The organism is Spirillospora sp. NPDC047279 (genome assembly GCF_040643285.1).
GTDB lineage: Bacteria > Actinomycetota > Actinomycetes > Streptosporangiales > Streptosporangiaceae > Spirillospora.
Genome location: NZ_JBEYUA010000001.1, coordinates 729,198 through 752,066 on the forward strand (window position 1 = coordinate 729,198; position 22,869 = coordinate 752,066).

The 22,869-nt window shown below is 73.0% G+C and carries 14 protein-coding genes; 10 read left to right on the forward strand and 4 right to left on the reverse strand.

The features are described 5' to 3' along the window. Positions 1-164 precede the first annotated feature (164 nt). Genes ABZ810_RS03600 through ABZ810_RS03620 form a run of 5 tightly spaced genes read left to right on the forward strand, consistent with a single transcriptional unit; the run spans position 165 to position 8,447 of the window. Positions 165-2,351: a glycosyltransferase gene (locus ABZ810_RS03600; RefSeq protein ID WP_358398672.1), complete on the forward strand. Its 2,187-nt coding sequence runs from the start codon at positions 165-167 to the stop codon at positions 2,349-2,351. 45 nt (positions 2,352-2,396) lie between these two features. Then, the gene (locus ABZ810_RS03605; RefSeq protein ID WP_358398674.1) at positions 2,397-3,524 is read left to right on the forward strand and encodes a class I SAM-dependent methyltransferase; all 1,128 of its coding nucleotides are present in this window, start codon (positions 2,397-2,399) and stop codon (positions 3,522-3,524) included. Beyond that, a complete protein-coding gene (locus ABZ810_RS03610; RefSeq protein ID WP_358398676.1) occupies positions 3,521-5,518 on the forward strand; it encodes a glycosyltransferase family A protein in 1,998 nt (665 codons plus the stop codon). The genes ABZ810_RS03605 and ABZ810_RS03610 overlap by 4 nt, the downstream gene beginning before the upstream one ends. After that, positions 5,515-7,182, forward strand: a complete 1,668-nt coding sequence (locus ABZ810_RS03615; RefSeq protein ID WP_358398679.1) for a glycosyltransferase — start codon at positions 5,515-5,517, stop codon at positions 7,180-7,182. The genes ABZ810_RS03610 and ABZ810_RS03615 overlap by 4 nt, the downstream gene beginning before the upstream one ends. Before the next feature lie 32 nt (positions 7,183-7,214). After that, positions 7,215-8,447 (forward strand): right-handed parallel beta-helix repeat-containing protein, encoded by a 1,233-nt coding sequence (locus tag ABZ810_RS03620; protein ID WP_358398681.1) that lies wholly within the window; start codon positions 7,215-7,217, stop codon positions 8,445-8,447. Positions 8,448-8,474: 27 nt separating this feature from the next. Here ABZ810_RS03620 and ABZ810_RS03625 read toward each other — a convergent pair whose 3' ends face one another. From ABZ810_RS03625 to ABZ810_RS03640, 4 genes are all read right to left on the reverse strand, one after another. Next, positions 8,475-11,672 carry a hypothetical protein gene (locus ABZ810_RS03625; protein WP_358398683.1) on the reverse strand — a complete coding sequence of 1,066 codons (3,198 nt, stop codon included), beginning with the start codon at positions 11,670-11,672 and terminating at the stop codon, positions 8,475-8,477. Between the two features lie 163 nt (positions 11,673-11,835). After that, positions 11,836-12,978: a glycosyltransferase family 4 protein gene (locus tag ABZ810_RS03630; RefSeq protein WP_358398685.1), complete on the reverse strand. Its 1,143-nt coding sequence runs from the start codon at positions 12,976-12,978 to the stop codon at positions 11,836-11,838. Positions 12,979-13,066: 88 nt separating this feature from the next. Continuing rightward, positions 13,067-14,326 carry a nucleotide sugar dehydrogenase gene (locus ABZ810_RS03635; protein ID WP_358398687.1) on the reverse strand — a complete coding sequence of 420 codons (1,260 nt, stop codon included), beginning with the start codon at positions 14,324-14,326 and terminating at the stop codon, positions 13,067-13,069. 28 nt (positions 14,327-14,354) lie between these two features. Next, on the reverse strand, positions 14,355-16,133 hold the full coding sequence (locus tag ABZ810_RS03640) for a glycosyltransferase (RefSeq protein WP_358398689.1): 1,779 nt from the start codon (positions 16,131-16,133) through the stop codon (positions 14,355-14,357). Between the two features lie 34 nt (positions 16,134-16,167). Here ABZ810_RS03640 and wecB point away from each other — a divergent pair, with 34 nt between their 5' ends. The 5 genes from wecB (at position 16,168) to ABZ810_RS03665 (ending at position 22,856) form a co-directional block, all read left to right on the forward strand. After that, positions 16,168-17,253: a UDP-N-acetylglucosamine 2-epimerase (non-hydrolyzing) gene (wecB, locus tag ABZ810_RS03645; RefSeq protein ID WP_358398691.1), complete on the forward strand. Its 1,086-nt coding sequence runs from the start codon at positions 16,168-16,170 to the stop codon at positions 17,251-17,253. Further along, the gene (locus tag ABZ810_RS03650; RefSeq protein WP_358398694.1) at positions 17,246-18,055 is read left to right on the forward strand and encodes a hypothetical protein; all 810 of its coding nucleotides are present in this window, start codon (positions 17,246-17,248) and stop codon (positions 18,053-18,055) included. Before wecB ends, ABZ810_RS03650 begins: the two co-directional genes overlap by 8 nt. Positions 18,056-18,087: 32 nt before the next feature. Continuing rightward, positions 18,088-20,277, forward strand: a complete 2,190-nt coding sequence (locus ABZ810_RS03655; RefSeq protein ID WP_358398696.1) for a glycosyltransferase — start codon at positions 18,088-18,090, stop codon at positions 20,275-20,277. Between the two features lie 19 nt (positions 20,278-20,296). Continuing rightward, positions 20,297-20,677 (forward strand): RICIN domain-containing protein, encoded by a 381-nt coding sequence (locus tag ABZ810_RS03660; protein WP_358398966.1) that lies wholly within the window; start codon positions 20,297-20,299, stop codon positions 20,675-20,677. A 118-nt stretch (positions 20,678-20,795) separates the two neighbouring features. Next, a complete protein-coding gene (locus tag ABZ810_RS03665; RefSeq protein ID WP_358398698.1) occupies positions 20,796-22,856 on the forward strand; it encodes a hypothetical protein in 2,061 nt (686 codons plus the stop codon). Positions 22,857-22,869 lie beyond the last annotated feature (13 nt).

Below are 22,869 nucleotides of genomic sequence, written 5' to 3' on the forward strand. Positions count from 1 at the left end.
GATGTGATCGCGAGACGCTTCGTCCCCCGCCGTCCGGAGGTGTGGCGCGGGTACACTGACGTGAATTTCGTGGAGTTTGCCCCGTTGAGGGGCTATGGCGATGTGCCGGTATCAGGGTCGGGTTTCGAAGGCCGCGGGCCGGACGAGCGTAATTGGGGTCTTGGATGTCCATCGATGATCGGTCCTCGGCCGCCTCCGCGGACGAGGGTCCCCCCGCCGATCCCGCCGGGACCGCGCCGGCCGGGGCGGACCGGGCGGCCGCCGCCGCGAACCAGGAGAGCGACACCCTCTCCCGCATGCTGGCGCAGACCGAGCAGCGGCTCCGCGAGACGGAGAAGCGGCTGCAGGACGCCGAAGGCCGCTACGCCTACCAGGTGTACAAGACCGAGTACGTGTCGTGGCAGCTCAAGTCGTCGATGTCCCGCCGCTGGTGGCGGATCGGCGAGGTCTTCTGGCAGGTCAAGCGCAAGCCGGGGAACCTCTTCCGGCTGCCCGGCGGGCTGACCCAGGCCCTGCGCAAGCCCGACATGCCCGTGCCGCCCGAACGTCCGGGACGCGGCGGCCGGCGTTCGGTGATGGAGGCGGACGCCGCCGGCCGCAAGGGCGGCCAGGGCGGCACGGACCAGCGCCAGATGCCCGACATCCCCGAGGCGGCCCTGCCCGAGGGGCCGATCGCCCGGCCGGACCTCACCGTCGCGGTGATCCTGGACCGCTTCTCCGCGATGGCGTTCCGCTACGAGTGGCGCCAGGTCGAGCCGGGCCCGCGCGACTGGCGGGAGACGATGGAGCGCGAAAGCCCCGACCTGCTCTTCGTCGAGTCGGCCTGGGCCGGCAACGACAAGCGCTGGGGCGGCCAGATGAGCGGCAGCGACGCCCCCGGCCAGGCGTTGCGCGACCTCGTCGCCTACTGCCGCGAACGCGGCATCCCCACGGTGTTCTGGAACAAGGAGGACCCGCCCAACTTCGACGTCTTCATCGAGACGGCGAAGTTGTTCGACCAGGTCTTCACCACCAGCGAGGAGATGATCCCGCGCTACCGGGAGATCCTCGGGCACGACCGGATCGGCCTGCTGTCGTTCGCGGCCCAGCCGCGCCTGCACAACCCCGTGAAGGTGCCCGGCGGCCGGCGCCACGAGGTCGCCTTCGCCGGCACCTACTTCAGCCACAAGCACCCCAAGCGCGCCGACCAGATGCGGGTCGTGCTGGAGCCCGCCTGTGACTTCGACCTGCACATCTTCAGCCGGATGCTGGAGGAGGACGCGCGCTTCCAGTTCCCGCCGAGGTACGACGGGCACGTGGTCGGCTCGCTGCCCTACGAGCGCATGCTCTCCGCGTACAAGGCCTACAAGGTCTTCCTGAACGTCAACTCGGTGCCGGACTCGCCGACCATGTGCGCGCGGCGCATCTTCGAGCTGTCGGCCTGCCGCACCCCGATCCTGTCGGGCCACGCCGAGGCGATCGAACGGTTCTTCCCCGGCACCGTCTCGCTCACGCGGAGCCAGGAGGAGACCAAGACCCTGCTCACCGGTCTGCTGGCCAACCCCGAGCTCCGTGACCGCCAGGCCCATCTCGCCATGCGCGAGGTGTTCGCGAGCCATACGTTCGGCCACCGCGTCGCCAGCGTCCTGGAGGCTATCGGGCGGCCCGAGACCCGTCCCGAGCCGTACGTGTCGGTGATCCTTCCCACCAACCGCCCGGACCGGCTGTCCACCGCGCTGCGGCAGGTGGGCCACCAGCGCTGGAAGCGCCTCCAGCTCGTCCTGGTGCTGCACGGCCTGGACCTGGACCTCGACAAGGTACGCGCGGAGGCGGCCGACAACGGGATCGACGACCTGGTCATCGTCGAGGCCGGCGCCGACCTGCCGCTGGGCGCCTGCCTGAACCTCGGCATCGACGCCGCCGACGGCGAGCTGATCGCGAAGATGGACGACGACGACATCTACGGCGAGCACTACCTGTCGGACCTGGTCCCGGCGTTCTCCTACACCGAGGCCGGCATCGTCGGAAAGCGCGCCTGCTACGTCCAGCTCAAGGCGATCAACGCGACGCTGCTCAGCAAGCCCGAGACCGAGCACGCCTACGGCAACCTCGTGCGCGGCGGCACGCTCGTGGCCCGCGGCGACGTCCTGCGCGAGCTGCGGTTCGACGCCATCCCGCGCGGATCGGACACCCAGCTGCTGCGCCGGGCCAAGACCGCGGGAGTGCGCATCTACTCCGCGGACCGCTTCAACTACGTGTACGTCCGCAACGCGGACCCGTCGGCGCACACCTTCCAGGTGAACGACGCCGAACTGCTCAAGCAGGCCCGGGTCGAGTTCTACGGCCCGCCCGAAGCGCATGTCTGCATCTGACCCGGACCAGGGATGAGGCACGGAATGCCGAGACTTTCACCACGGGTGTCGACCCTCCTCGCAGGTCTGCTCGGAGCGGGCCTGGCCGCCGCCGTCGTGATCACGGCCGCCGCGGGCGGCGTCGCCTGGGAGACGGCGGTGACCCTGCTGGCCGTCGACTGCGTCCTGGTCCTGCTGGGCATCGTCGTGATCGGCGTGCGCCGGGTGGACGCCAAGGTCCAGAAGGCGCTGCGCGAGCAGCGCGACCACGCCTCGGCGCTCAAGACGTCGCGCTCCCGGGAGCTGGGCGAGATCGACGAGCGGCGGCAGGCCGTGGCGGAGGAGGTCCGGGACGCGGTCCGGGGCATGCAGGGCGCGCTCGGTGCGGAGCGCGTCGAGCTGTACACGCGGGTGACGGAGCTCCAGGACGGCGTCGCGGCGCTCAAGGGGCAGGTCGAACGCCTCGAACGGACGATGGCCGGGGTCGACGGTCACGTCGGCGCGGTCGACGGCCTCATAAGAGAGCTCCCGGAGAAGGTCAGGGTCTCGGCCGGCACCGCGGCGGACGCCACGTACGCCAAGCTCGAGGCGCACGCCGACCTGCGTTCGTGGGTCGACCCGCGGGCGCCCCTGCCGAGCCTCAGCGGGTGGGCCATCCGGCCGGACGTGCTGCAGATCGTGTTCGAGACGTTGTGGCGCGACAAGCCCAAACTGATCGTCGAGTGCGGGAGCGGATCCTCCAGCGTGTGGCTCGGGTACGCCGTCCAGCGGCTGGGGACCGGCCGGGTGGTCGCCCTGGAGCACGACGAACGTTTCCTCCAGGCCTCCCGGGACCTCGTGCGTGCGCACGGGCTCGACGAGGTCGTCGAGGTCCGGCACGCCCCCCTCGAACCGTGGACGCTCGGCGATGACACCTATTCCTGGTACGCCGCCGGCGCCCTCACCGACCTCGTCGAGATCGGCGTCCTCCTGGTGGACGGCCCCCCTGGCGACACCGGGCCCGAGGCGCGCTACCCGGCGGTGCCGGCACTGCTGGGGCACTGCGCGGACGTGGTGACGATCGTGCTGGACGACGCCCACCGGGCGGACGAGCGCGCACTGAGCGACCGGTGGCTCGCCGCCTACCCGGACCTGGTGCGGAACGCCCGCGGCCAGGGCAACGCCGCCCATGTCTTCACCCGGCGGTCCCCGTGACCACCAAACTGATCGCCGGGCTGGTCGCCGACGCCGCGCCGCCGGTCGTCGCGACGATCGGGCTGCTGCCCGAGGAAGGGCCCGCCGCCGAACGGCTCGCACGGGCCGGCACGGTGATCGACCTCGACGAGATCGACCCGGCGGATCCGCTGGAAGACCAGGAGTCCGGCACGTTCGTCCTGGTCGCCCGCACCTCGACCGACCTGCGGCGTGCGGCCTCCCTCGCCGGGCTGCTGCCCAGGGCGGCGCACATCGTCGTGGGCGTCATCCGGTCGGTGCGGCACCATCCCCTCTCCCTTCCCGCCGTCGGGACCGAGTGGCACACCGCCAGGCGGTTCCAGGCGCTGCGCGGCGACAAGGGCGACTGGGCCGTCGAGGCGCAGTTCAGCCGCCCGGTCCGGGCCGGTGAGTTCGTCGCGTCGCTCGTCCGCGGCCTGGACGGTCACCGGCCGCAGGTGTGGCAGGGGCCGCGCGTCGCGCTGGCCGGGGCGGGCAGCGCCCTCTGGCGTCCCGGAGACCCGGCCGCCACCCTCGTTCCGGTCGAGGGGCCCCTGGCGGAGCCGGACCAGGTCCCGCCCGCGGAGGTCGTCCTGCGTTCGACGGCGCCCGGAGCACCCTCGTGGCCTGACGACGGCGTGCCCGTGGCGGACCGCCTGAGCACCCGGCACTCCCGGTGGGCGGAGCTGGGGGCGCCGGGCGCGGTGGACGCGCGCACGATCGTCGAGGCGTACGCCCACCGCGACCTCGTCCCGCCGGTCGACGAACGTTCGGTCAACCCGATGGGCTTCACGTCCGCCCCCGACCTGGGCTGGGCACCGCTCCGGCAGGACGGCGACCGCTGGGCGGTCGAGGCGGCGCCGGGCGACGTCGTGCGCTTCCACCCCGCCGGCACGGTCACCGACGCGGACGTGGGCAGGCTGCGCCGGCTGCGCGGGATCGAGATCGGCTGGGGACGCCACACGGGGCCGGTCCCCGCCGTGCGCGTCGTGGCCGCCCTCGCCATGGCGGGCGTTCCGGTCGTCACCGACCGGGTTCCGTCCTGGGCCCGGGCGCTGGGGCCCGAGCTCGTCGACCTGATCACCGGCGTGGCACCGGCGGATCTCGCCGACGACGTCCGCCGGGAGGAGCACAGCATCCGCCTGCGGCGAGCCGCGTTCAGGGCGCATTCCACGCGTGCCCGGTGGGAGGCGCTGGCGGGCCCGGCCGCGCCCGGAACCGGCACGTCCCCCACGGCGTCGGTGATCCTGTGCACCCGCCGCGTGGACTACCTCGGCTTCGCCCTCCGGCAGATCGAGCGCCAGCGCGACGTCGACTTCGAGGTGATCCTCACCCTGCACGGCATCCCCGCCGACGCCCCCGAGGTGAAGGCGGCGGTGATGGCCTGCACCCGGCCGATCACGCTGGTGGAGGTGCCCGACGAGGCGCCCCTCGGCGAGGCCCTCAACCGCGGAGCCGCCAGGGCGTCCGGCGATCACCTGGTCAAGTGGGACGACGACGACTGGTACGGCCCGGACTTCCTGGCCGACATGCTGCTCGCGTCGGCGTACTCCGGAGCCGAGCTGGTGGGGTGCTTCGCGCAGCTCATCTATCTCGAGGAGATCGACCTGACCATCTACCGCGCCGCGGGAGGGTCCGAGCGGTTCGCCGACGTGGTCGCCGGTGCGACGATGACGGTGGAGCGTTCCTTCTTCGAGAGCCTGGGCGGCTTCCCGCCCGTTCCGCGGAGCGTCGACGCCGCCCTGCTGACCGCCACGAGGGCGGCCGGAGGACGGACCTATCGCACCCACGGCCTGGGGTTCATCGTCAACCGCAGGAAGCAGGGCCACACGTGGGGCGTGCCGGTCACCTACTTCCTCCGTTCCGCGACCCGGCAGTGGCGCGGGTTCGAGCCCACCGCGCTGCTGGAGTACGACGCCGGATCCATGACGCCGGACCCGTCGCACGACGCGGCACCGGCATCGGCACCATCGAATCACCGAGTTGGGAAGACGTGAACGAACCCGCAGCGGGCATGGGCGGGCAGCCGCGCATCCGCCACAACGACTACAGCGTTCTCCAGGTCCCGGAAACCGGCCGGTGGGCTCCCCACCGGTCGTTGTCCGTGGTCATCCCGGCGTACCGGGACCAGGAGAAGCTCGATCTCACCCTGGCGAGCCTGGCGGCCCAGAGTTATCCGGCGCACCTTCTCGAGGTCGTGGTCGTCGACGACGGCAGCACGCCGCCGCTGCGCCTGCCGGAGATCGTTCCCGAGCGCACCCGGCTGGTGCGCGGCGGGGAGGGCGGCTGGGGGCGGGCCCACGCGTGCCACACCGGCGCGGCGGTCGCCGACGGCGAGATCGTCCACTGGCTCGACTGCGACATGGTGTTGTACCGGGAGCACGTCGAGGCCCAGGCGCGGTGGCACCACCTGGCCGACTACCTGGTGGTGCTCGGCTACAAGAGGTTCGTCGACTTCTCCGGTGGGGAGACGAGCCCCGCGGCGGTCTTCGAGGCGGTGCGCACCGGCGCGGCGGGCGGGCTGTTCGACGTCGAGCGGAGCCACCCGCACGAATGGGTCGAGAAGATCATCGACGAGAGCGACGGGCTCCGTGCCTTCAGCCCCCGGACCTACCGGGTCCACGTGGGGGCGACCGCCTCCGTGCCCGCGGAACTGCTCCGGCGCGCCGGAGGCATGGACGACACCCTCGTCCTCGGCGAGGACACCGACCTCGGTTTCCGGCTGGCCCAGCAGGGGGCGGTCTTCGTCCCCGAGCCGGAGGCGCGCAGCTGGCACCTGGGCCCGTCGACGGTCATGCGGCGGCGCGAGGAGGTGGCCCGGCACAACGAGCCGTACATGAGCCAGCTGCTGCCGCTGCGCCGTGACTGGCGCCGTTCCGCCGGACGGCAATGGCTCGTCCCCTACGTCGACGTCGTGGTCGACGCGACCGACGCTTCCAGCGAGGCCGTGCGCGGTTCCGTCGCGGGCGTCCTGGCCGGGCCGGTGCACGACATCCGGGTCACCGTCGTGGGCCCGTGGTCCAAGCTCGGCGACGAGCGCAGGTCCCCGCTGGACGACCCCCTGCTCGACCTCAGGCTCACCCGGGCCGCCTTCGCCCACGACGGGCGGGTGGACTACGTCGAGAGCCCGCCGGCCACGTCGGCCCCCGCGCCGTACCGGCTGACCGTCCCGGCGGGCTGGCGGCCCACCGCGGAGGCGCTGACCAGGCTGGTCGAGCTGGCCGACAGCGAGGGCTACGGGGTCGTCCTGGCCGCCGTGCCGGACGACGACGGCCTCAAGGTGGCCAGGTTCGAGCGCACCGCCGCCATCGCCCGCGCGGAAGCACTTCGAGACGATTCCGAGGATCTCGACCAGGTCGTTCACGAGTTGTTCGGTACCTTTTGGCTCGACGGTACGGAGTGGGCGCTGGCGCCGGCGACGGACGTGGTCAAGCCCGCCTCGGCCGTCGAGCTGGAGAAGTGGACGCGCGAAGCCAAGCGCTGGAAGAAGAAGGCACGGCAGCAGGAACAGGAGATCGAGCAGTGGCAGCGGGAGGCCGCCCGCCTGAAGCGGAAGGTCCAGGCTCCCCTCAGCGAGAAGCTGATGGACGGGGCCAGGCAGCGGGCCGCCAGAATCGCGGGCACGTCGATCGTGCGGCGATCTCCGAGAGACAGGGACTGAGGATTGCGCGCTGGAAGCCCCGGTAACCAGGGATGAACCAGACATCGGCCGACCGTCCGACGCCGGCTGAGCCGCCACCACCGCCCGCCCAGGCCGGAGGGCCCGCCGGGTGGTGGCCGCGGCGTCCCGCCTCCAACCCGCGTACGGCCGCCTTCGCCTCGGTCGCGGTCGGCGTGATGGCGAGTCTGGTGACGGCCCTGGTCGCGGCGAGCGCCGGCGGGGCGGAGGACGAGCCGGACGGGCGCCGCAGTCCCGGCACCTCCGCGTCCGCGCAGGCCGCGAAGGTCCTGCGGGTCTATCTGGACCCGGCCGGCGCCGACACCAACAACGGCCTGAGCCCGTCCACGCCGGTGGTCGGCCTCGCGCGCGCGCAACAGGTCGTCGCCCAGGCGAAGCCGAACGTGGACGTCGAGATCCGCGTCAAGGCGGGCGTCTACACCGCGGCACCGGTGACATGGACCACCTATGTCCCCGGCCACACGATCAGCTTCCTGCCCGCCGACTACACCTACGGCCGGGGCAGCGACGCGATCAAGGCCCGCCCGGTCTTCCGTGGCGACGGGTCGAACGGCTTCTGGTTCCGGGCGGAGCTGCCCGAGGGGCACGCCGGCGGCGACACCCGGCTGCGCTTCTACTACTTGCAGGTCGAGCAGTACTCCAACGGCGGGATCATGCTCGACGGCGGCACCAAGACCGGGACGCAGGGCATGATCGCCGGGGCGAGCCGGGGCGTCAACGGGAACACGATCTACGGCATGTACTTCCGGGCGATCGGGTCCAAGCACACGCGGGCCGGGGTCGGGTTCGGGGCCGTCGACCTGATCAACTCGCAGAACAACATCATCGAGGCCAACGACTTCGTCGAGATCGAGAACTCGGGCGCGCTGGACCAGCAGGCCCTCATCCACGGGGTCTATCTGGCGCACTTCAGCAGCGGCAACTCGATCCGGGGCAACCGGTTCACCACCGTGAGCGGCGACCCGATCCGCACCCGGAACGGCAGCAACTCCAACACGATCACCGCGAACGTGTTCACCCGCGCGGGTTCCAAGGCCTACTTCTCGGACTGGTTCCAGCGTTCGGGCGAGGCCCGCGAGTGCGCCTCGCTGGAGAACAGGTTCTACGCCAACACCCTGAGCTCCGGCTACACCGGAGCCATCAGCGCGTGGACGGTGTCGCCGGGCGGCCGGACGTTCACCGGGGGCCCCGGATGCAATCCGGAGCCCACCGAGCGCGTCATCTCCTGGGACAACGTCTACCGCTGACCCGCCCCGGCGGCGTCGCGGGCCGGCTCAGCCGCCCGCGATCCGCCAGAGGGTGATCTGGTCGGCCTTCCCCTCCGTCGTCACGCCGACGCCGAGCAGGCCGTCGCCCTGCGGCGCGAGCGCGAGGATCTGCTGCCGTCCGGGGCCGGAGAGCCCCTCGCCCTCGGGCGTCGACGGCTGCCAGCTCTGGCCGTCGGCCGACGTCCACTGGACGGTGTTCGCGTTCTGCCAGCTGCCCATGGAGCCGACCAGGGTGAAGCCCTTGCTCGTCACCGTCTGCGCCCGCAGGTAGCTGGCGCCCTTGTCGGCCGTGAAGGGCAGTGCGGCGCCGCGCCAGGTGTTGCCGCCGTCGGTGGAGACGACGGTGATCGCCCGGTTCTGCGGCATGACCCCCTCACCGGAGGCCACGATGAGGTTGCCGCGCGCCGCGACGTGGATGAGGTGAGCGGACTTGGCCGGCAGGGTGACGGCCTTCTCCGTCCACGTCAGCCCGTCGGTGGACACCCAGACGCCCGGCCGGGAGTTGGCCGGCGCCGCCGCGCCCCGGGTGGACGTCGAGCCGACGGCGACGTAGCCCGTCGGCGTCGCGGTGACGTTGGCCATGGCCCGCGAGACGTTGGCCCTGAACACCAGGCCGGCCGGCTTGGCGGGCGTCCAGATGCCCATGTCGGTCGAGTGCCAGGCGAGGGCGGACGAGGCCCTGGTGCCGCTGTCGTCCCGGCCGACGATCACGTGGCCCTTGGGTCCGCTGGTGACCCCGGTGAGGGTCACCGTCCGGCCGTTCTGCGGTGCGAACGCCGAGGGGTCCACCCGGCGCCAGCTCGCGCCGTCCGCCGAGGTGGCGATCAGGGGACGGCCGCCTTCGGTGCCGATGGCCAGCCATCCCTGCGTCCCGTGGGTAACCTTGGTGAGGCGCTGCTTGCTGTTGGTGCCCAGGCCCTTGGTCTCGGCACGGGTCCAGGCGACGCCGTCGGCCGTGGTCCAGACGGCGGCGCGCCCGTTGGTGCTGCCCACCGCGATGGTCTTGCCGGCCGCGGTGTGCAGGTCCAGGACCGCACGTTCGACGCTGACGGCGCCGGGGACCTTCGCCAGGTCGACGGGCGTCGGCCGCTGGCCGGCGGCCACGGTCTGGAGCTGGGAGTTCAGGTCGGACTGGCGGACGGACTCGCCGACCAGCGTCACCCCGCCGACCGTGGCGAGGCCGACGGCCGAGCCGTTCGTCGCCGCCCCCATGTCGACCGGCTGGCCCCAGGTGGCGCCGTCCTGGCTCTGGAAGAGGACCCGGCGGTTGCCGGGGAGGTTGGACAGCAGCGCGAATCCCGAATCGCCGCCCGCGAGCCGCAGCGGGGCCGGTTCCGCCGAGCCGTTGATCTGGCCCGCCGCCTGCCAGTTGTCGCCGTTCGCCGAACGGAACAGCAGGCCGGGACGCTGGGAGCCCTCCTTGCCCTTGCGCAGCGCGAGGAACCCCGAGCCGTTCGCGGCGAGGTGCAGGTCGCCGAACGCCCCCTTCTGCGTGGGCGTCGCGATGGGCCGCCAGGTCTGACCGCCGTCGGACGAGCGCCACAGCCCGGCCACGGTGCTCTTGGACTTGACGACGGTGCCGGCGATGAGGGCGTCTCCGCCGGCCGAGACGGCGTACCGGAGGGGGCCCACCGCTCCGCCGTCCGTGGGAAGTCGCAGCTGGCCGCCCGCCACGCGGCGCCAGGTCGCGCCGTCGGCGGAACGCCAGAGCAGCGGCAGGGTCTTCGAGCCCTGCTGCCGGTGGCCGACCGCGATGAAGCCGGCCGCCGAACGGGTGATCTGCTCGATCTTGTCACCCGCGACGAAGACGCCGGCCGCCGCGCCGAGCTGGGTCCACGCCCGGCCGTCCTTGCTCGTCCAGACGTTCTCGGCGCTGTTGCTGGAGGCCAGTGCCACCCAGGCGCCGGGGACGCCGAAGACCGCGTCCGGGCCGTTGCCGGTGGCCGGTGCGCCGTCCTTGGCCGTGACCGTCGCGACCTGCCAGTTCTGCCCGTTGTCGGTGGAGACCAGGAACCGCGGACGCGGGTTGAGGCCGCCCGTCTCGGAGCCGACCGCGATCGCCATGCCCTGGGCTGAGGCGACCGCGTTGATCGACTGGTCGAGGCCGTCGGAGCCGCCCTGACCGGCGGCGAAGAGATCGTCGGCCAGCTGCGAGACCGGGACCTTGTCCGAGGAGTCTCCGCCGCTCGCGACCAGGGCGTAGACCCCGGCCGCCGCGCCGACCACGACGACGAGCCCGCCGGCGACGACAAGGATCAGCTTGGTCGGGAACGTGCGCTTGCGCCGCTGCGCGCCCTCGACCAGCCACGGCTCGGCCGGCGGAGGCCCGCCCGGCTGCTGGAATCCGGCGCCGTGCGGCGCGTGCGGTCCCTGCGGGGCGGGCGGTGCGTACAGTCCCTGCGGTCCCGGGAGGGGCTGGGCGGCTTGCTGGGCCGGAGGGCCGGTCTCCCAGGGGTTCATGTCCTGGGGCGGCGGGCTGAACGGCCGGTGCACCTGATCGGCCATGGTCGCCTCGGGCTGGGCGTACGGGGCCGGAGCCGGAGGTGACGGCGGGGCGCCCGCGCCCGGCGGGGGGATCTCCCACGGCTGCGCGACGGGGGGAGGCGGGCTGAAGGGCTGCACGACCGTTTCGGGAGCGGGCTGCGCGGACTGCTGGACGACCGTCTCGGGAGCCGGCCCCACCGGGGGCCGCTGGACGACGTGAGTCTGATCCCCGACCGGCTGTGCCGGCTGGTGCTGGACGACCTGGGTGGCGTCGCCGACCGGCTGCTGCACGACTTGTGTGGCGTCGCCGACGGGCTGGGCGGGCTGATGTTGCACGACCTGGGTCTGGTCGCCGGCCGGCTGGGCGGACCGCTGGACGATCATCGTCCGGTCGGCGGGCTCGTCGTCGGAGTCGTCCGGCGGGGTCACGGCGGGCGGGGTCTCGGGAGTGCCGCCCGGTTGCGTCGCCCACGCGGGCGGCGGGGGAGCGGGGATGCCTCCTTCAGGGACGACGGAGGCGCCGGGAGCCGCGTTCTCCGGCCCCGGCGTGGCGGCCCAGGGCGGGGTCGGCGGGGGCGCGACGCCCCAGCCTGGCGCCTGGGCGGACTCCGCGTCGGCGGGTGACGGGGGCGGCCCGGCATCGTTCTCGGCCTGGGGGCGACCATGCTCGTCGGTCCAGGACTGGTTCGAGCCGTCCTCTGGCTTGCCGGGCGTGCTCACGGTCCCCTCCGGATGCGTTTTTTCACGTGCAAATCAGCACAAAGTACCCTACGGGGTTCATGGTGCGCCGCGTTCCCGGATGGAACGCGACGACGCACGTCCCCAGAGAATTCGTAGTCAGACGCGCGAGACCCCGATCTGGTTTACGGCTCGGGCCCGTTGATCACGTCACCCTGTCCTGGGACACGGTCACGGGCGGGCCGGTGACCGCCGGAGCGGCGCCGATGCCGGCCCACTCCTCCAGGTGGGAGACGAAGAGCTTGCCCTGGTCGGGCCAGTGGAAGTGCAGGCGGGCCGTCAGGTGGCCCTGGGACGCCATCTCCGCGCGCAGCGCCGGGTCGTCGCGCAGGTTCAGGATCGCGGTGGCCGCGGCCTCGGGATCCAGGTAGGGGACGATGAGGCCGGCGCCGCTCTGGTTGACGATGTCGACCGCGGCGGGCAGCGGGGTGGTGACCACCGGGATGCCGCGCGCCATGTACTCGATCATCTTGGTCGGGACGGAGTGCCGGTAGTTCGGCATGTCGTGGAGCAGGGACAGCCCGGCGAGCGCGCCCTCGACGATGCCCAGCGCGGTGTCGTTCGAGCGGTATCCGTGCCAGCGGATCAGATCCGCGCGATTGGCCTCGCGCAGCTTGGCGGCGGTCTGCGGGTCCGCGCCGCCGATGAGCTCGACCTTGATGCCCTCCGGGGCCAGGAGGCGGGCGACCTCCAGCAGCTCCGCCGCGCCCCGGGCGGCCGACAGGTGGCCGAGGTAGACGACGCGGTCGTCCCCGGCGGGCGGCGGCGGCTCGGAGGGGACGAACGTCGTGTTGGGCACGACCGGGTGGGAACCCCGGAACCGCGGCCGGTACCCCTCCTCGGCGAGGATGAGGTGCACGCGCCGTTCGGCGTAGAGCTCCGCGGCGCGGACGAAGGGGCGCAGCAGGAAGCGGAGCGGGCGCGGCAGCCAGGTCTTGCTGACCAGGGACGCGACCGCGTCCTCGTGCACGTCCCAGACGGTCGGCGGGCGGCGGCGGACGAACGGGAGCGTCGCCAGCAGCTCGGGGTCGTGGACGAGCAGGAGGTCCGCCTGGGGAGCGTGCTCGGCGAGCGCGCGACGGGCGGCGCGCAGTGCGCGCAGGCGGTGCACCCCGCCGGCGCGCGGCAGGTCGACGGCGGTCAGGCCGGCCCAGGGAGTGACGTCACCGGAGCTGAACGGCGCCAGGTAGGTGACGTCGTGACCCGCGTCGAGGAGGACCCGGATCTGTCGGTGCAGAATCCGGGCATCCTCGGCGTGATGGACCACGGTGCACACACAGATGCGCATCCTTCTCACAGCCCCCAAAAGGAAAGGGTCTTCAGTATGCAGACGCGCGGGGTCGTGCAGGGGGTTACGCCGCAAACCGGGAACTTGATCACAATGCCTCGACGTTGTCTCCACGAGGCACCGCCCCGCGGGTGTCGAGCAGCAGGCGCGCCCGGGCCGAGAGTTCGCTCATGTCGAAGGCCTGGTGGTCCTGGAGGAGGATGGTGAGGTCGGCGGAGGCGAGCGCGGTGCCCAGGTCGTCCGGGCTGGGGACGGCGTCGCCGTCGACGGTCCAGGTGTCGACGAGCGGGTCGTGAAACGCCAGGTCCGCACCCATCCGGAGCAGCCGCCGCGCGACGGGGATGGCCGGCGACTCGCGCTGGTCGGCGATGTCGGGCTTGTACGTCACGCCGAGCAGCAGCACCCTGGCGCCCCGCAGCGCCCGGCCCTCGCGGTTGAGCAGCCGCTGGGCACGTTCCACGACGTACCGCGGCATCCGGTCGTTGATCTCCTGGGCGAGCTCGACGAAGCGGAACGGGTAGCCCAGCGACCGCACCTTGTACGACAGGTAGTTGGGGTCGATCGGGATGCAGTGCCCGCCCACGCCAGGTCCGGGGCGGAACGCCTGGAAGCCGAACGGCTTGGTGCCGGCCAGCTCGATCGCGTCCCACAGGTCGATGCCGAGCTCGTCGCAGAACACGGCCATCTCGTTCACCAGGGCGATGTTGACGTGCCGGTAGGTGTTCTCCAGCAGCTTGGCCATCTCCGCCTCGCGGGTGCCGCGCGCCTGCACGACCTGCTCGACGAACTTGCCGTAGAACGACGCGGCGGCCGAGGTGCACTCGGCGGTGACGCCGCCGACGACCTTCGGGGTGTTGTGCACGCCGTACACCGGGTTGCCCGGGTCGATGCGCTCGGGCGAGAACGCCAGGTGGAAGTCCTCGCCGACGACGAGGCCGTTCGTCTCCAGCAGGGGGCGGACGACCTCCTCGGTGGTGCCGGGGTAGGTCGTCGACTCCAGGACCACGAGCGCGCCGGGGCGGAGGTGCTCGGCGACCGTGCGGGTCGCGCTCTTCACCGCGGTCAGGTCGGGGCCGCCCTCCGGCGAGAGGGGGGTCGGGACACAGATCACGACCGTCTGGGCCCGCGTGATCAGCGATGGGTCGGTGGTGGGCGTGAAACCGCCGCCGAGCATCACCGCGACCTCGGCGTCGGCGACGTCGTCGATGTGCGAACGGCCGGCCGCCAGATCGGCGACGACCGCCGGATCCCGGTCGAGGCCCGCGACGCGGAGTCCGGCCGCACTGGCCTCCCGTGCCAGTGGGAGCCCTACGTAGCCCAACCCGATGACGACAAGATCAAGATCCACCCCGTGACCCCTTTTACCTGAGCTCGCGTCAGCAGGGGATGTTCAGCGACCGGTAGGCGTCCCGGAGGCGATCGGTGCCCGCCCGCCAGGTCCGCTCACGGCGGACCCACTCCTGTGCCGCGTGTTGCGTTTGCTGCAAGGATGAACTATATAGGAGCATTTTCAGGATTTCGGCCAGCTGTCCTGGATTGTTAGGTGCTGTTATCTGTCCTGTTGCTCCGGGTTCGATGATCTCCCGTAGCGCGGGGAGGTCGCTGGCGACCACGGGGACTCCGCCGGCCATCGCCTCCAGCGGTTTGAGCGGTGTGACCAGGCGGCATACGCGCTCGTCACGGCGGGGGACCACGAACGCGTCGAGCACCGCGTGATAGCGGCGGACGTCCTCGGGCGGCACCCGTCCGGGGAACAGCGCGGCCTCGGAGAGGCCGATATCGGCCGCCCGTTGCTGGAGCGCTGGGCGTTCCGGCCCGTCCCCTACCAGGAGGAGCCGGACGGGGTGGCCGTTCCGCCGCAGCTCGGCGCCGGCCTCCAGCAGGGTGTCGAGGCCCTCGTAGCCGTAGAAGCTCGTCGTGGTCCCGACGACCTTCTCCCCGGGGCCGATCCCGAGCTCGGCCCGCAGCGGGCCGCCGTCGGGCAGCGGCTTCAGGAACTCCTCGTCGACCGCGTTCGGGATCACCACGATCCGGTCCGCCGGGACGCCGCGTCCGGCGATCTCGTCGCGCATCGTCCCGCCGAGGGTCACGACGAGGTCGGCGGCGCGCATGCAGGCCGTTTCGAGGTCCCGGCTGAGGCGGTAGAACTCCAGGTCCGTGGTCCGGCGCGGGTCGCGGGAGAGCCAGGACTCCTCGAGGAAGCCGCGGACCTCGTACACGACCGGGATGCCGTGCTCCGCGCGCAGGGCCAGCGCGATCTGGGCGTTGACGTGGTTGCTGGCGGCGTGGAGGACGGCGGGGCGCAGCCGTTCGACCAGGTGGGAGGCGGCCTTCACGTTCGCCTCCAGGAAGGCGAGCGAGGCCGGCGGCGGCAGCCGCCACGGGACGAGCCGGTGGTACGGGACGCCGTCGACCGTGGCCCGGGTGCGCGGGTCGAGCGCCCCCTGCGCGACCGGGAACCCCAGCCTGGTCACCACGTGCGGGTCCAGGCCCGCCTCGCGCTGCGCCGTGGCGATCTTGTGGGTGCGCACGGTGTAGCCCGCGTTGGTGGTCGGCAGCGCGTTGGTGACGATGTGGAGGACGCGGCCGGGAACGGCGTCGCCGGAACGTTCGGGGGCGGCCGGCGGCGGGGTCCAGGTCAGCGCGTCGCGGCGGCCGGTGAGGTCTCGGTGCAGGCGGGCCGCCTGCCGGGTGGCGGGGACGGGGGCGGGGGCGGGGCGACCGGTCCGGGCGGCCCCGGACGGGAGGGGCGGGGCGACGGCGGCGATGCCGTCGGAGAGCCGGCCCTCCTTGGCGGCGAGGCGGGCCACCAGGTGGAGGCGGCCGGGGGAGTCCGGCGGGAGCGCGGCGATCAGCTTGCCCGCGGTCTCCGGGCGCTCGACGGCGACGGCGAACGCGGCCAGACGCCGGATCCGGCGCGGGCGGGCACCGGCCGCGGCCTTCTCGATCTTGTGCAGGGCCTCGTCGTGCCGGCCGAGGTCCCAGAGCCCGTACGCGCTCGGTACCGGGCCGCCGCGCAGTAGGATTCCGCGCACAACGGTACGAACCGGCTTGGGTAGGATCCGCAGGGCGAGCAGCGGAGTGCGGGCCGGTTCGGTCCGCAGGTGCCGCGCGGCCACCTGTGCGGTGAGGGCGAACGTCTTGGCCCAGGACATAAGCCGTAAGTCAACCAGACCATCGGAGAGGTCGATGCTGTCGCCCGTCGTGCACGTGATCGGTGCCCGCCCCAACTTCATCAAGGCCGCCCCCGTGGTCGCGGCGCTCGCCGAACGCGGGTGCGCGCAGCGGATCGTCCACACCGGACAGCACTACGACGAACGTATGTCCACGGTGTTCTTCCGCGAGCTCAGCCTCCCGGAGCCCGATGTCGATCTTGGGGTCGGGTCGGGCAGCCACGGCAGGCAGACGGGGGCGCTCCTGGCCGCGCTGGAGGAGGAGTTCGTCGCGACGAGCCCGCGGATGGTCGTGGTCTACGGCGACGTCAACTCCACGCTCGCGGCGGCCCTCGCGGCGTCCAAGCTCGGGATCCCGATCGCGCACGTCGAGGCCGGGCTCCGCAGTTTCGACATGACGATGCCCGAGGAGATCAACCGGCGCCTCACCGACCAGCTCGCGGACCTGTGCCTGGTCACCAGCCCGGAGGCGATCGGGCACCTGGCGAACGAGGGCGTCGCGGTCGACCGGGCGCATCTGGTCGGCAACCCGATGATCGACACCCTGCTCGCCCACCTCGACCGGTTCGACCCGGCGGCGGTGCGCGGGCGGTACGGGCTGCCCGAGCGGTACGTGGCGGCGACCCTGCACCGCCCGGCCAACGTGGACGACCCCGCGACCGCGGCCGAGCTCGTGGCACGCCTGCACGCCGTCGCCGACCTGGTGGACGTGGTGATCCCGGTGCACCCGCGCAGCCGGCCCACCCTGACCGCGGCGGGCCTCGACGACCACCCGGGGCTGCACGTCCGCGACCCGCTGGGATACGTGGAGTTCGTGGGGCTGGTCCGGGGCGCGGTCGCCGCGGTGACCGACTCGGGCGGCGTCCAGGAGGAGACCACGATCCTGCGCGTGCCGTGCCTCACACTGCGGCCCAACACCGAGCGGCCGATCACGATCACCCACGGCACCAACCGGCTCGTGACCGTCGACGAGCTCGTGCCCGCCGTCCGCAAGGTCCTGGAGCAGGGGCCGCCGGCCGCGGACGCCGAGGCGCCGCCGTTGTGGGACGGCCGGGCCGGCGCCCGCATCGCCGACGTGATCATCAGGAGCCTCGGTGAGTGACGCCGGGAGCCCCAGGAGCGAAGCCGAGCCCGCCGAGAACGGCACGGCCGGCGCGGCCGGTGCCGAGGAGGAGACGCAGCGGCTCCGCGCGGCTCTCCGCAAGCGGGAACGTGAGCTCCGGGAGCGCGAACGGCGGCTGCGGGCGACCGAGGCGCGGCTGACCGCGCTGGAGGCGTCCACGGCGCTGCGCGTCGGCCAGCGGCTCGCGGCGGCGGCGCGGCGGCCCAAGCGTGATCTCGTCCGGCTGCCCCGCGATCTCTACCGGCTGGCCAAGGGCCGGGCGGCGGGGGCCGCCGCGTCCGTGCCCCCGGCCGAGTCGGCGTCGGGCTGGCCGGTCCTGCGCACCGAGGTGGGCCAGGTCGAGCGGCTCCTGTTCGGCGCCACGCTGCGTCCCGCCGACCGGCCGGTCGTCGCGGGCGCGTTCACCGCGGCGACCGCGGCGGCGCTGGGCGAGGCGGCGCACGTGGTCAGGCTGTCCCCGCACGACGCCGGCGTCGCGGTCGACCAGTGCGACCCCGACGTGGTGATCTTCGAGGCGGCGGCCTGCCTGGCCGGGCACCCCTGGGCCTACCTCGGCGACCCGGCGGCCATGGACCGCTGGCACAACCTGCGCGCCGTCCAGGAGGCGGCCCGGCCGCTGGGCCGTCCGGTGGTGTTGTGGCACAACGCGCACGGCGCGCCCGGGCTGGTGACGCTGGGCTGGGACGCCGTCGAGAACGCCGTCGAGGGCGATGCCGGTGATCTCGACGGGCCCCGGCTGCGGGCCCTCCTGGACGGCCTCACCGCGGACGCGACCCCATGACTTCGAGCGACCCCATGACTCCGAGCGACCCCATGACTTCGAGCAGAGGAGACCGGGTGACGCGCCGCGCGCTCGTCTACGGCGACGTGGACCTCAACCTCATCGACGGGTCGGCCATCTGGGCGCAGTCGATGGTGCGTGCGCTGCGGGACGCGGGCTGCGAGGTCACCCTCGTCCTCAAGGCGCCGGTCCGGACCGGGCGGCTCGTCGACCCCCTCACCGGGCTGGCCGGCGTGACCGTCCGCCGTCCTCACCAGGAGGGCCTGGTCGAGGGCGACGCCGGGATGACCGTCCGGCAGGCCCACCAGGTCCTCGGCGACATCGACGCCGAGGACCGCCACGACCTGGTCGTGGTGCGGGGCCGCCGGGTCGCCGCGGCGCTCGCGGGCGACGCGGCCTTCGCCGGGCGCATGTGGACGTACCTGACGGACGTCCCGCAGTCCCCGGCCGAGCTGGACGGGCCGGTCCTCGGCGAGATCAAGCGCATCGCCCGCGCCTCGCGCGTGCTGCTCTGCCAGACCGAGGAGCTGCGCTGCTTCCTGGAGCAGGCCGTCCAGGACGCCTGCGGGAAGTGCGTGCTGTTCCCGCCGGTCGTCGTGGTGCCCGAGGAGCTCGCCGACCGCGGCGCCGAGACCCGCACCACCGGCACCCCGCTCCGGCTCGTCTACACCGGCAAGTTCGCGCTGCGCTGGAACACGTTCGAGATGACCGAGCTGCCGGGCCTCCTGGCGGGGCAGGGCGTCACCGCCGAGCTGCACATGGTGGGCGACAAGATCCACAACGAACGGTCCGATCCCGGTTTCCACGACCGGATGCGCGGCGCTCTGGCGAGCGCCTCCGGCGTGGTGTGGCATGGCGGCCACGCGCGGGAGAAGGCCATGGCCATCGCGGCCGGCGCCGACATCGGGCTGTCCTGGCGGCGGCCCGAGATGGACGCCAGCCTCGAACTGTCCACCAAGGTGCTGGAGTTCGGCGCCCTCGGCCTGCCGGTCGTGCTCAACCGCACCCCGATGCACGAGGCGCTGCTCGGCGCCGACTACCCGCTGTTCGCCCGTACGCAGGACGACGTCGTCGAAGGGCTGCGCCGGGCGGCGGTCGACCCGGCCGTCTACGCCCTCGCCGCCGAACGGTGCCGGGCCGCCGCGGACGGCTTCTCGCTGGCCCGCGCCGCCGGCCGGCTCCGCGCACACCTCGACCGGGTGTTCCCGCGCTCGCGCGCCGCCACGGCGGAACGTCCCCTGCGCGTGCTCGTGGCCAGCCACGACCTGAAGTTCTTCACCCGGCTGATGGAGCACCTGCGGTCGCTGCCGGGCGTCGAGCTCCGGGTCGACCACTGGCGCTCGCTCTCCGAGCACGACGAGCAGGCCGGCCGCGAGCTGGCCGAATGGGCCGACGTGGTCATCTGCGAATGGTGCGGCCCCAACGCGCTCTGGTACGCCCGCAACAAGCGGGCCGGCCAGCGCCTGCTCGTCCGGCTCCACCGTTTCGAGCTGACCTCGGGCTGGCCGCAGAAGCTCGACATCGGCCAGGTCGACCAGGTGATCTGCGTGAGCCCGCACTACGCCGAGCTGACCCGGCAGGCCACCGGCTGGCCCGCCGACAAGATCACCGTGGTGCCCAACTGGGTCGACGTCGCGCAGCTCGACCGGCCCAAGCTGGCGGACGCGCGCTTCCACCTCGGCTTCATCGGCGCCGCCCCGTCGCGCAAGCGGCTCGACCTCGCCGTGGACGTCGTCGAGGAGCTGCGCCGTCACGACGACCGCTTCATGCTCTTCGTGAAGTCGAAGCTCCCCTGGGAGTACTGGTGGATCTGGAAGCGCCCGGAAGAGCGGGCGCACTACGAGGCGCTGTTCCGGCGCATCGGCGGGACACCGGCCCTGTCCGGCGGGGTCGTGTTCGATCCGTACGGCCGCGACGTGGGCGCGTGGCTGCGCCGCGTGGGGTTCGTCCTCTCGACGAGCGACGACGAGAGTTTCCATCTCGCCCCCGCCGAGGGCATGGCGTCCCGGGCCGTTCCGGCGCTCCTCGGCTGGCCGGGCGCCGAGACGATCTACGACCGCCGCTGGATCCACGCGGACGCCGCCGCCATGGCCCGGTCCATCGCTGAGACCGTCACGTCGGGGCGCTGGGACGAGGAACGCGAAGTCGCCCACGGTCAGGTGCGCGAGCGGTACGACCTGGGCACCGTGTGCTCGGCCTGGCAGGACATCGTCCTGCGTTGAGCCTCCGCCGCCTGAGCCCCTGCCGCGCCAGAAGTGGAAGTTCACCGCCGTGACCGGCGGCTACTTCACGGTGTCGCGGGGGAGCAGTACCTATTGCCTTGAGGTGACCGGTGGCTCCACCACCGCCAGGATCCAGCAGTGGACCTGCGACGGCCGTGCCCCCAGCCCCTGGCGCGTCGAGCCGCGCCCGCCTGACGGACCCCGCGTGAAACCCCGGCGCGGAACCCTCCGAGTGAGCGAACGCGCGGTGAACGAACGACCCCCTGACGGACCGACTTGGAACGGTCCTTGGCCGGATGCGGCCACCTTGTCCATCGCGGCGTGTCCGAACCTTGACGTGGGTGAACGGCCTGACCGAATTAGTGGCTCAAGTCGGTCATGGGTATTCGTGTTCGGTTGAATGTGGCGCGTAGTGCCCGGAACGTCTTTACTCTGTGCGGGTAGGAATCCGAACCAACCCGGCCCCCAGGCGTTACTCACCGTCCCGCAACACCCAGGGGTTTGACTTCGTGACGGACATGGCGAGCGGGTCCGCGATGGCGCGGTTGATACAGGCCGACCGCGTCCACGTCGGCTGGCGTTACGCGCAGGTGCACCCGGACCCTGGACCGCCGCCGAGCCCACCAGAGCCCTCGGCGGACGTCGAGCCGCGAGTTCTGCCTACGCGGATGCCCGCCGAGCACATGGCCGGCCGTCCGCTGCGCACCGCGAGCGCCGGTGCCGGCATCGGGGTCGGGCTCTTCTTCGCCTGCGGGCTCGCCGGGGTGCTGCCGTGGGCCTTCGCCGTGGTGGCGATGCTGGCGGGCGGGGTGGTGCTGGCCATCACGGGCTCGGCGTTGTGGCGTGACGAACGTGTCGTCCGCGAACGCATCGCGGAGGCCGAGGCCCTGGGCGAACGCGAGCGGGCCGCCTGGCGGCGCGACCGGGACGCGGCGGACAAGGCGCACGCGGAGGCGTGGGCCGACTGGGAGCGGCGGCAGCGGGCGTACGAGAGCCAGCGGGAGTGGTATCCCGTGGCGGTTCCGCCCGGTGTCGACCGGCTGGACGTGGTGGGCGGGACGCTGGCGGGCTGGTCGGCGACCGTCACGACGATGGGGGCGGCGCGGCTGGCGGTGGGCGCCAGGGTCACCGTCATCGATCTCAGCGAGGGCGCCGTCGCCCACGACCTGCTGCGGCTGGCCGCCAGCCGGGGCGATGACCCGCTGGTCTGGGTGCTGCCGGCCGACCTGGCGCGGCTGGACGCCACCAAGGGGCTGGCGCCCGAGGCGCTGGCCGACGTGCTCTCGCTGGTGGTGAGCGCCGGCGAGGAGGAGAGCAGCACCAGGGACCTGTCGTTCGACAACTCGATCCTCGAACGGCTGATCGGGGTGCTCGGGCCCGACGTCACGATCCCGAAGATCACGGCGGGGCTGCGGGTGCTGGCGCAGGTGGGAGACCCGCGCGACGACCTGCGGGCCGGTCTGCTCACCGACGACCAGCTGGAGCGCATCGCGACGTTGTTCGGGCGCGACGCGACCGACCGGATCGTGGTGCGGCGGGCCTGGGCGCTGGAGGCGCAACTGCGCAAGCTGGAGCGGCTGGCCACCGAGCCGGTGCGGCTGCCGCCGAGCCGGCTGCACGTGGTGTCGATGGACCGGCGTGCGGGCGTGCTCACCAACCGGGTGCTCGGGACGTACGTGACGACGGCGTTGACGCACCGGATCCGCGAGGCGCCGCCGGGCGGCAAGTGGGACCACACGTTGTTCCTGTGCGGGGCGGAGAAGCTCCGCGGCGACGTGCTCGACCGGCTGATCGACGCCTGCGAGGCGACCGGCACCGGCCTGGTGCTGATGTACCGGTCGATCCCGCGGCATGTGCGGGAGCGGCTCGGGCGGCGCGGGCACGCGGCGGTCGGGTTCATGCGGCTGGGCAATCCGGAGGACGCCCGGATCGCGGCCGAGCACATCGGGTCCGACCACCGGCTGCTGGTGGCGGAGATCACCGACTCGGCCGGCGAGGCCGCGCCCGACGCGGCGGGGGAACGGTACGCGAGCACGGTGGCGTTCGCGCGCAAGCGCGGCGACGAGCTCAACGATCCGGTGTGGTCGCCGCTGCCGGCACCGGCGGCCGACGACACGGCGCTGGTGGAGGGCATCAGCTCCGCCACGGCGTGGGGACGGACGATCCCGGTGACCGAGACGCGGCAGCGGTTCCGCGAGCTGCTGATCGAGCCGCCGCAGCTCCAGGAGCTGCCGCCGACGGCGATGGTGTTCACGCACGCGGGCGCGGCCGGGCGGCGGATCCTGCTGGTCGACGCCAACCCGGGGATCATCACGCTGCCCACCGCGCACTCGGTCGAGTTCGAGGAGCACGTGCGCGAGCAGGAGCGTCTCGCCGAGGAGGAGCTGGCGCGGTCCCGTCAGGCCGAGGTGGAACGCGACACCGAGACCCCGGCGGTGCCCGAGGTGGAGGCCAAGGCGCCGCCTCGCCCGCGCGGCGCGCGGCATGCCCTTCCCCGGGGCGCGGGGCAGCGGCCGGCGCGGATCGTCCCGCCGTTGAAGCCGAACGGCAAGCACGCCCCCAAGCCTCCCCCCGAGTAGGTGGCGCCCGGGG

What these genes read in the sequence shown, in the direction of transcription:
- ABZ810_RS03600 (WP_358398672.1), top strand. Translation starts at nt 165, where the DNA reads ATGTCCATCGATGATCGGTCCTCGGCCGCCTCCGCGGACGAGGGTCCC.
- ABZ810_RS03620 (WP_358398681.1), top strand. Translation starts at nt 7,215, where the DNA reads ATGAACCAGACATCGGCCGACCGTCCGACGCCGGCTGAGCCGCCACCA.
- ABZ810_RS03630 (WP_358398685.1), bottom strand. Translation starts at nt 12,978, where the DNA reads ATGCGCATCTGTGTGTGCACCGTGGTCCATCACGCCGAGGATGCCCGG.
- ABZ810_RS03640 (WP_358398689.1), bottom strand. Translation starts at nt 16,133, where the DNA reads ATGTCCTGGGCCAAGACGTTCGCCCTCACCGCACAGGTGGCCGCGCGG.
- wecB (WP_358398691.1), top strand. Translation starts at nt 16,168, where the DNA reads ATGCTGTCGCCCGTCGTGCACGTGATCGGTGCCCGCCCCAACTTCATC.
- ABZ810_RS03655 (WP_358398696.1), top strand. Translation starts at nt 18,088, where the DNA reads ATGACTTCGAGCAGAGGAGACCGGGTGACGCGCCGCGCGCTCGTCTAC.
- ABZ810_RS03665 (WP_358398698.1), top strand. Translation starts at nt 20,796, where the DNA reads ATGGCGAGCGGGTCCGCGATGGCGCGGTTGATACAGGCCGACCGCGTC.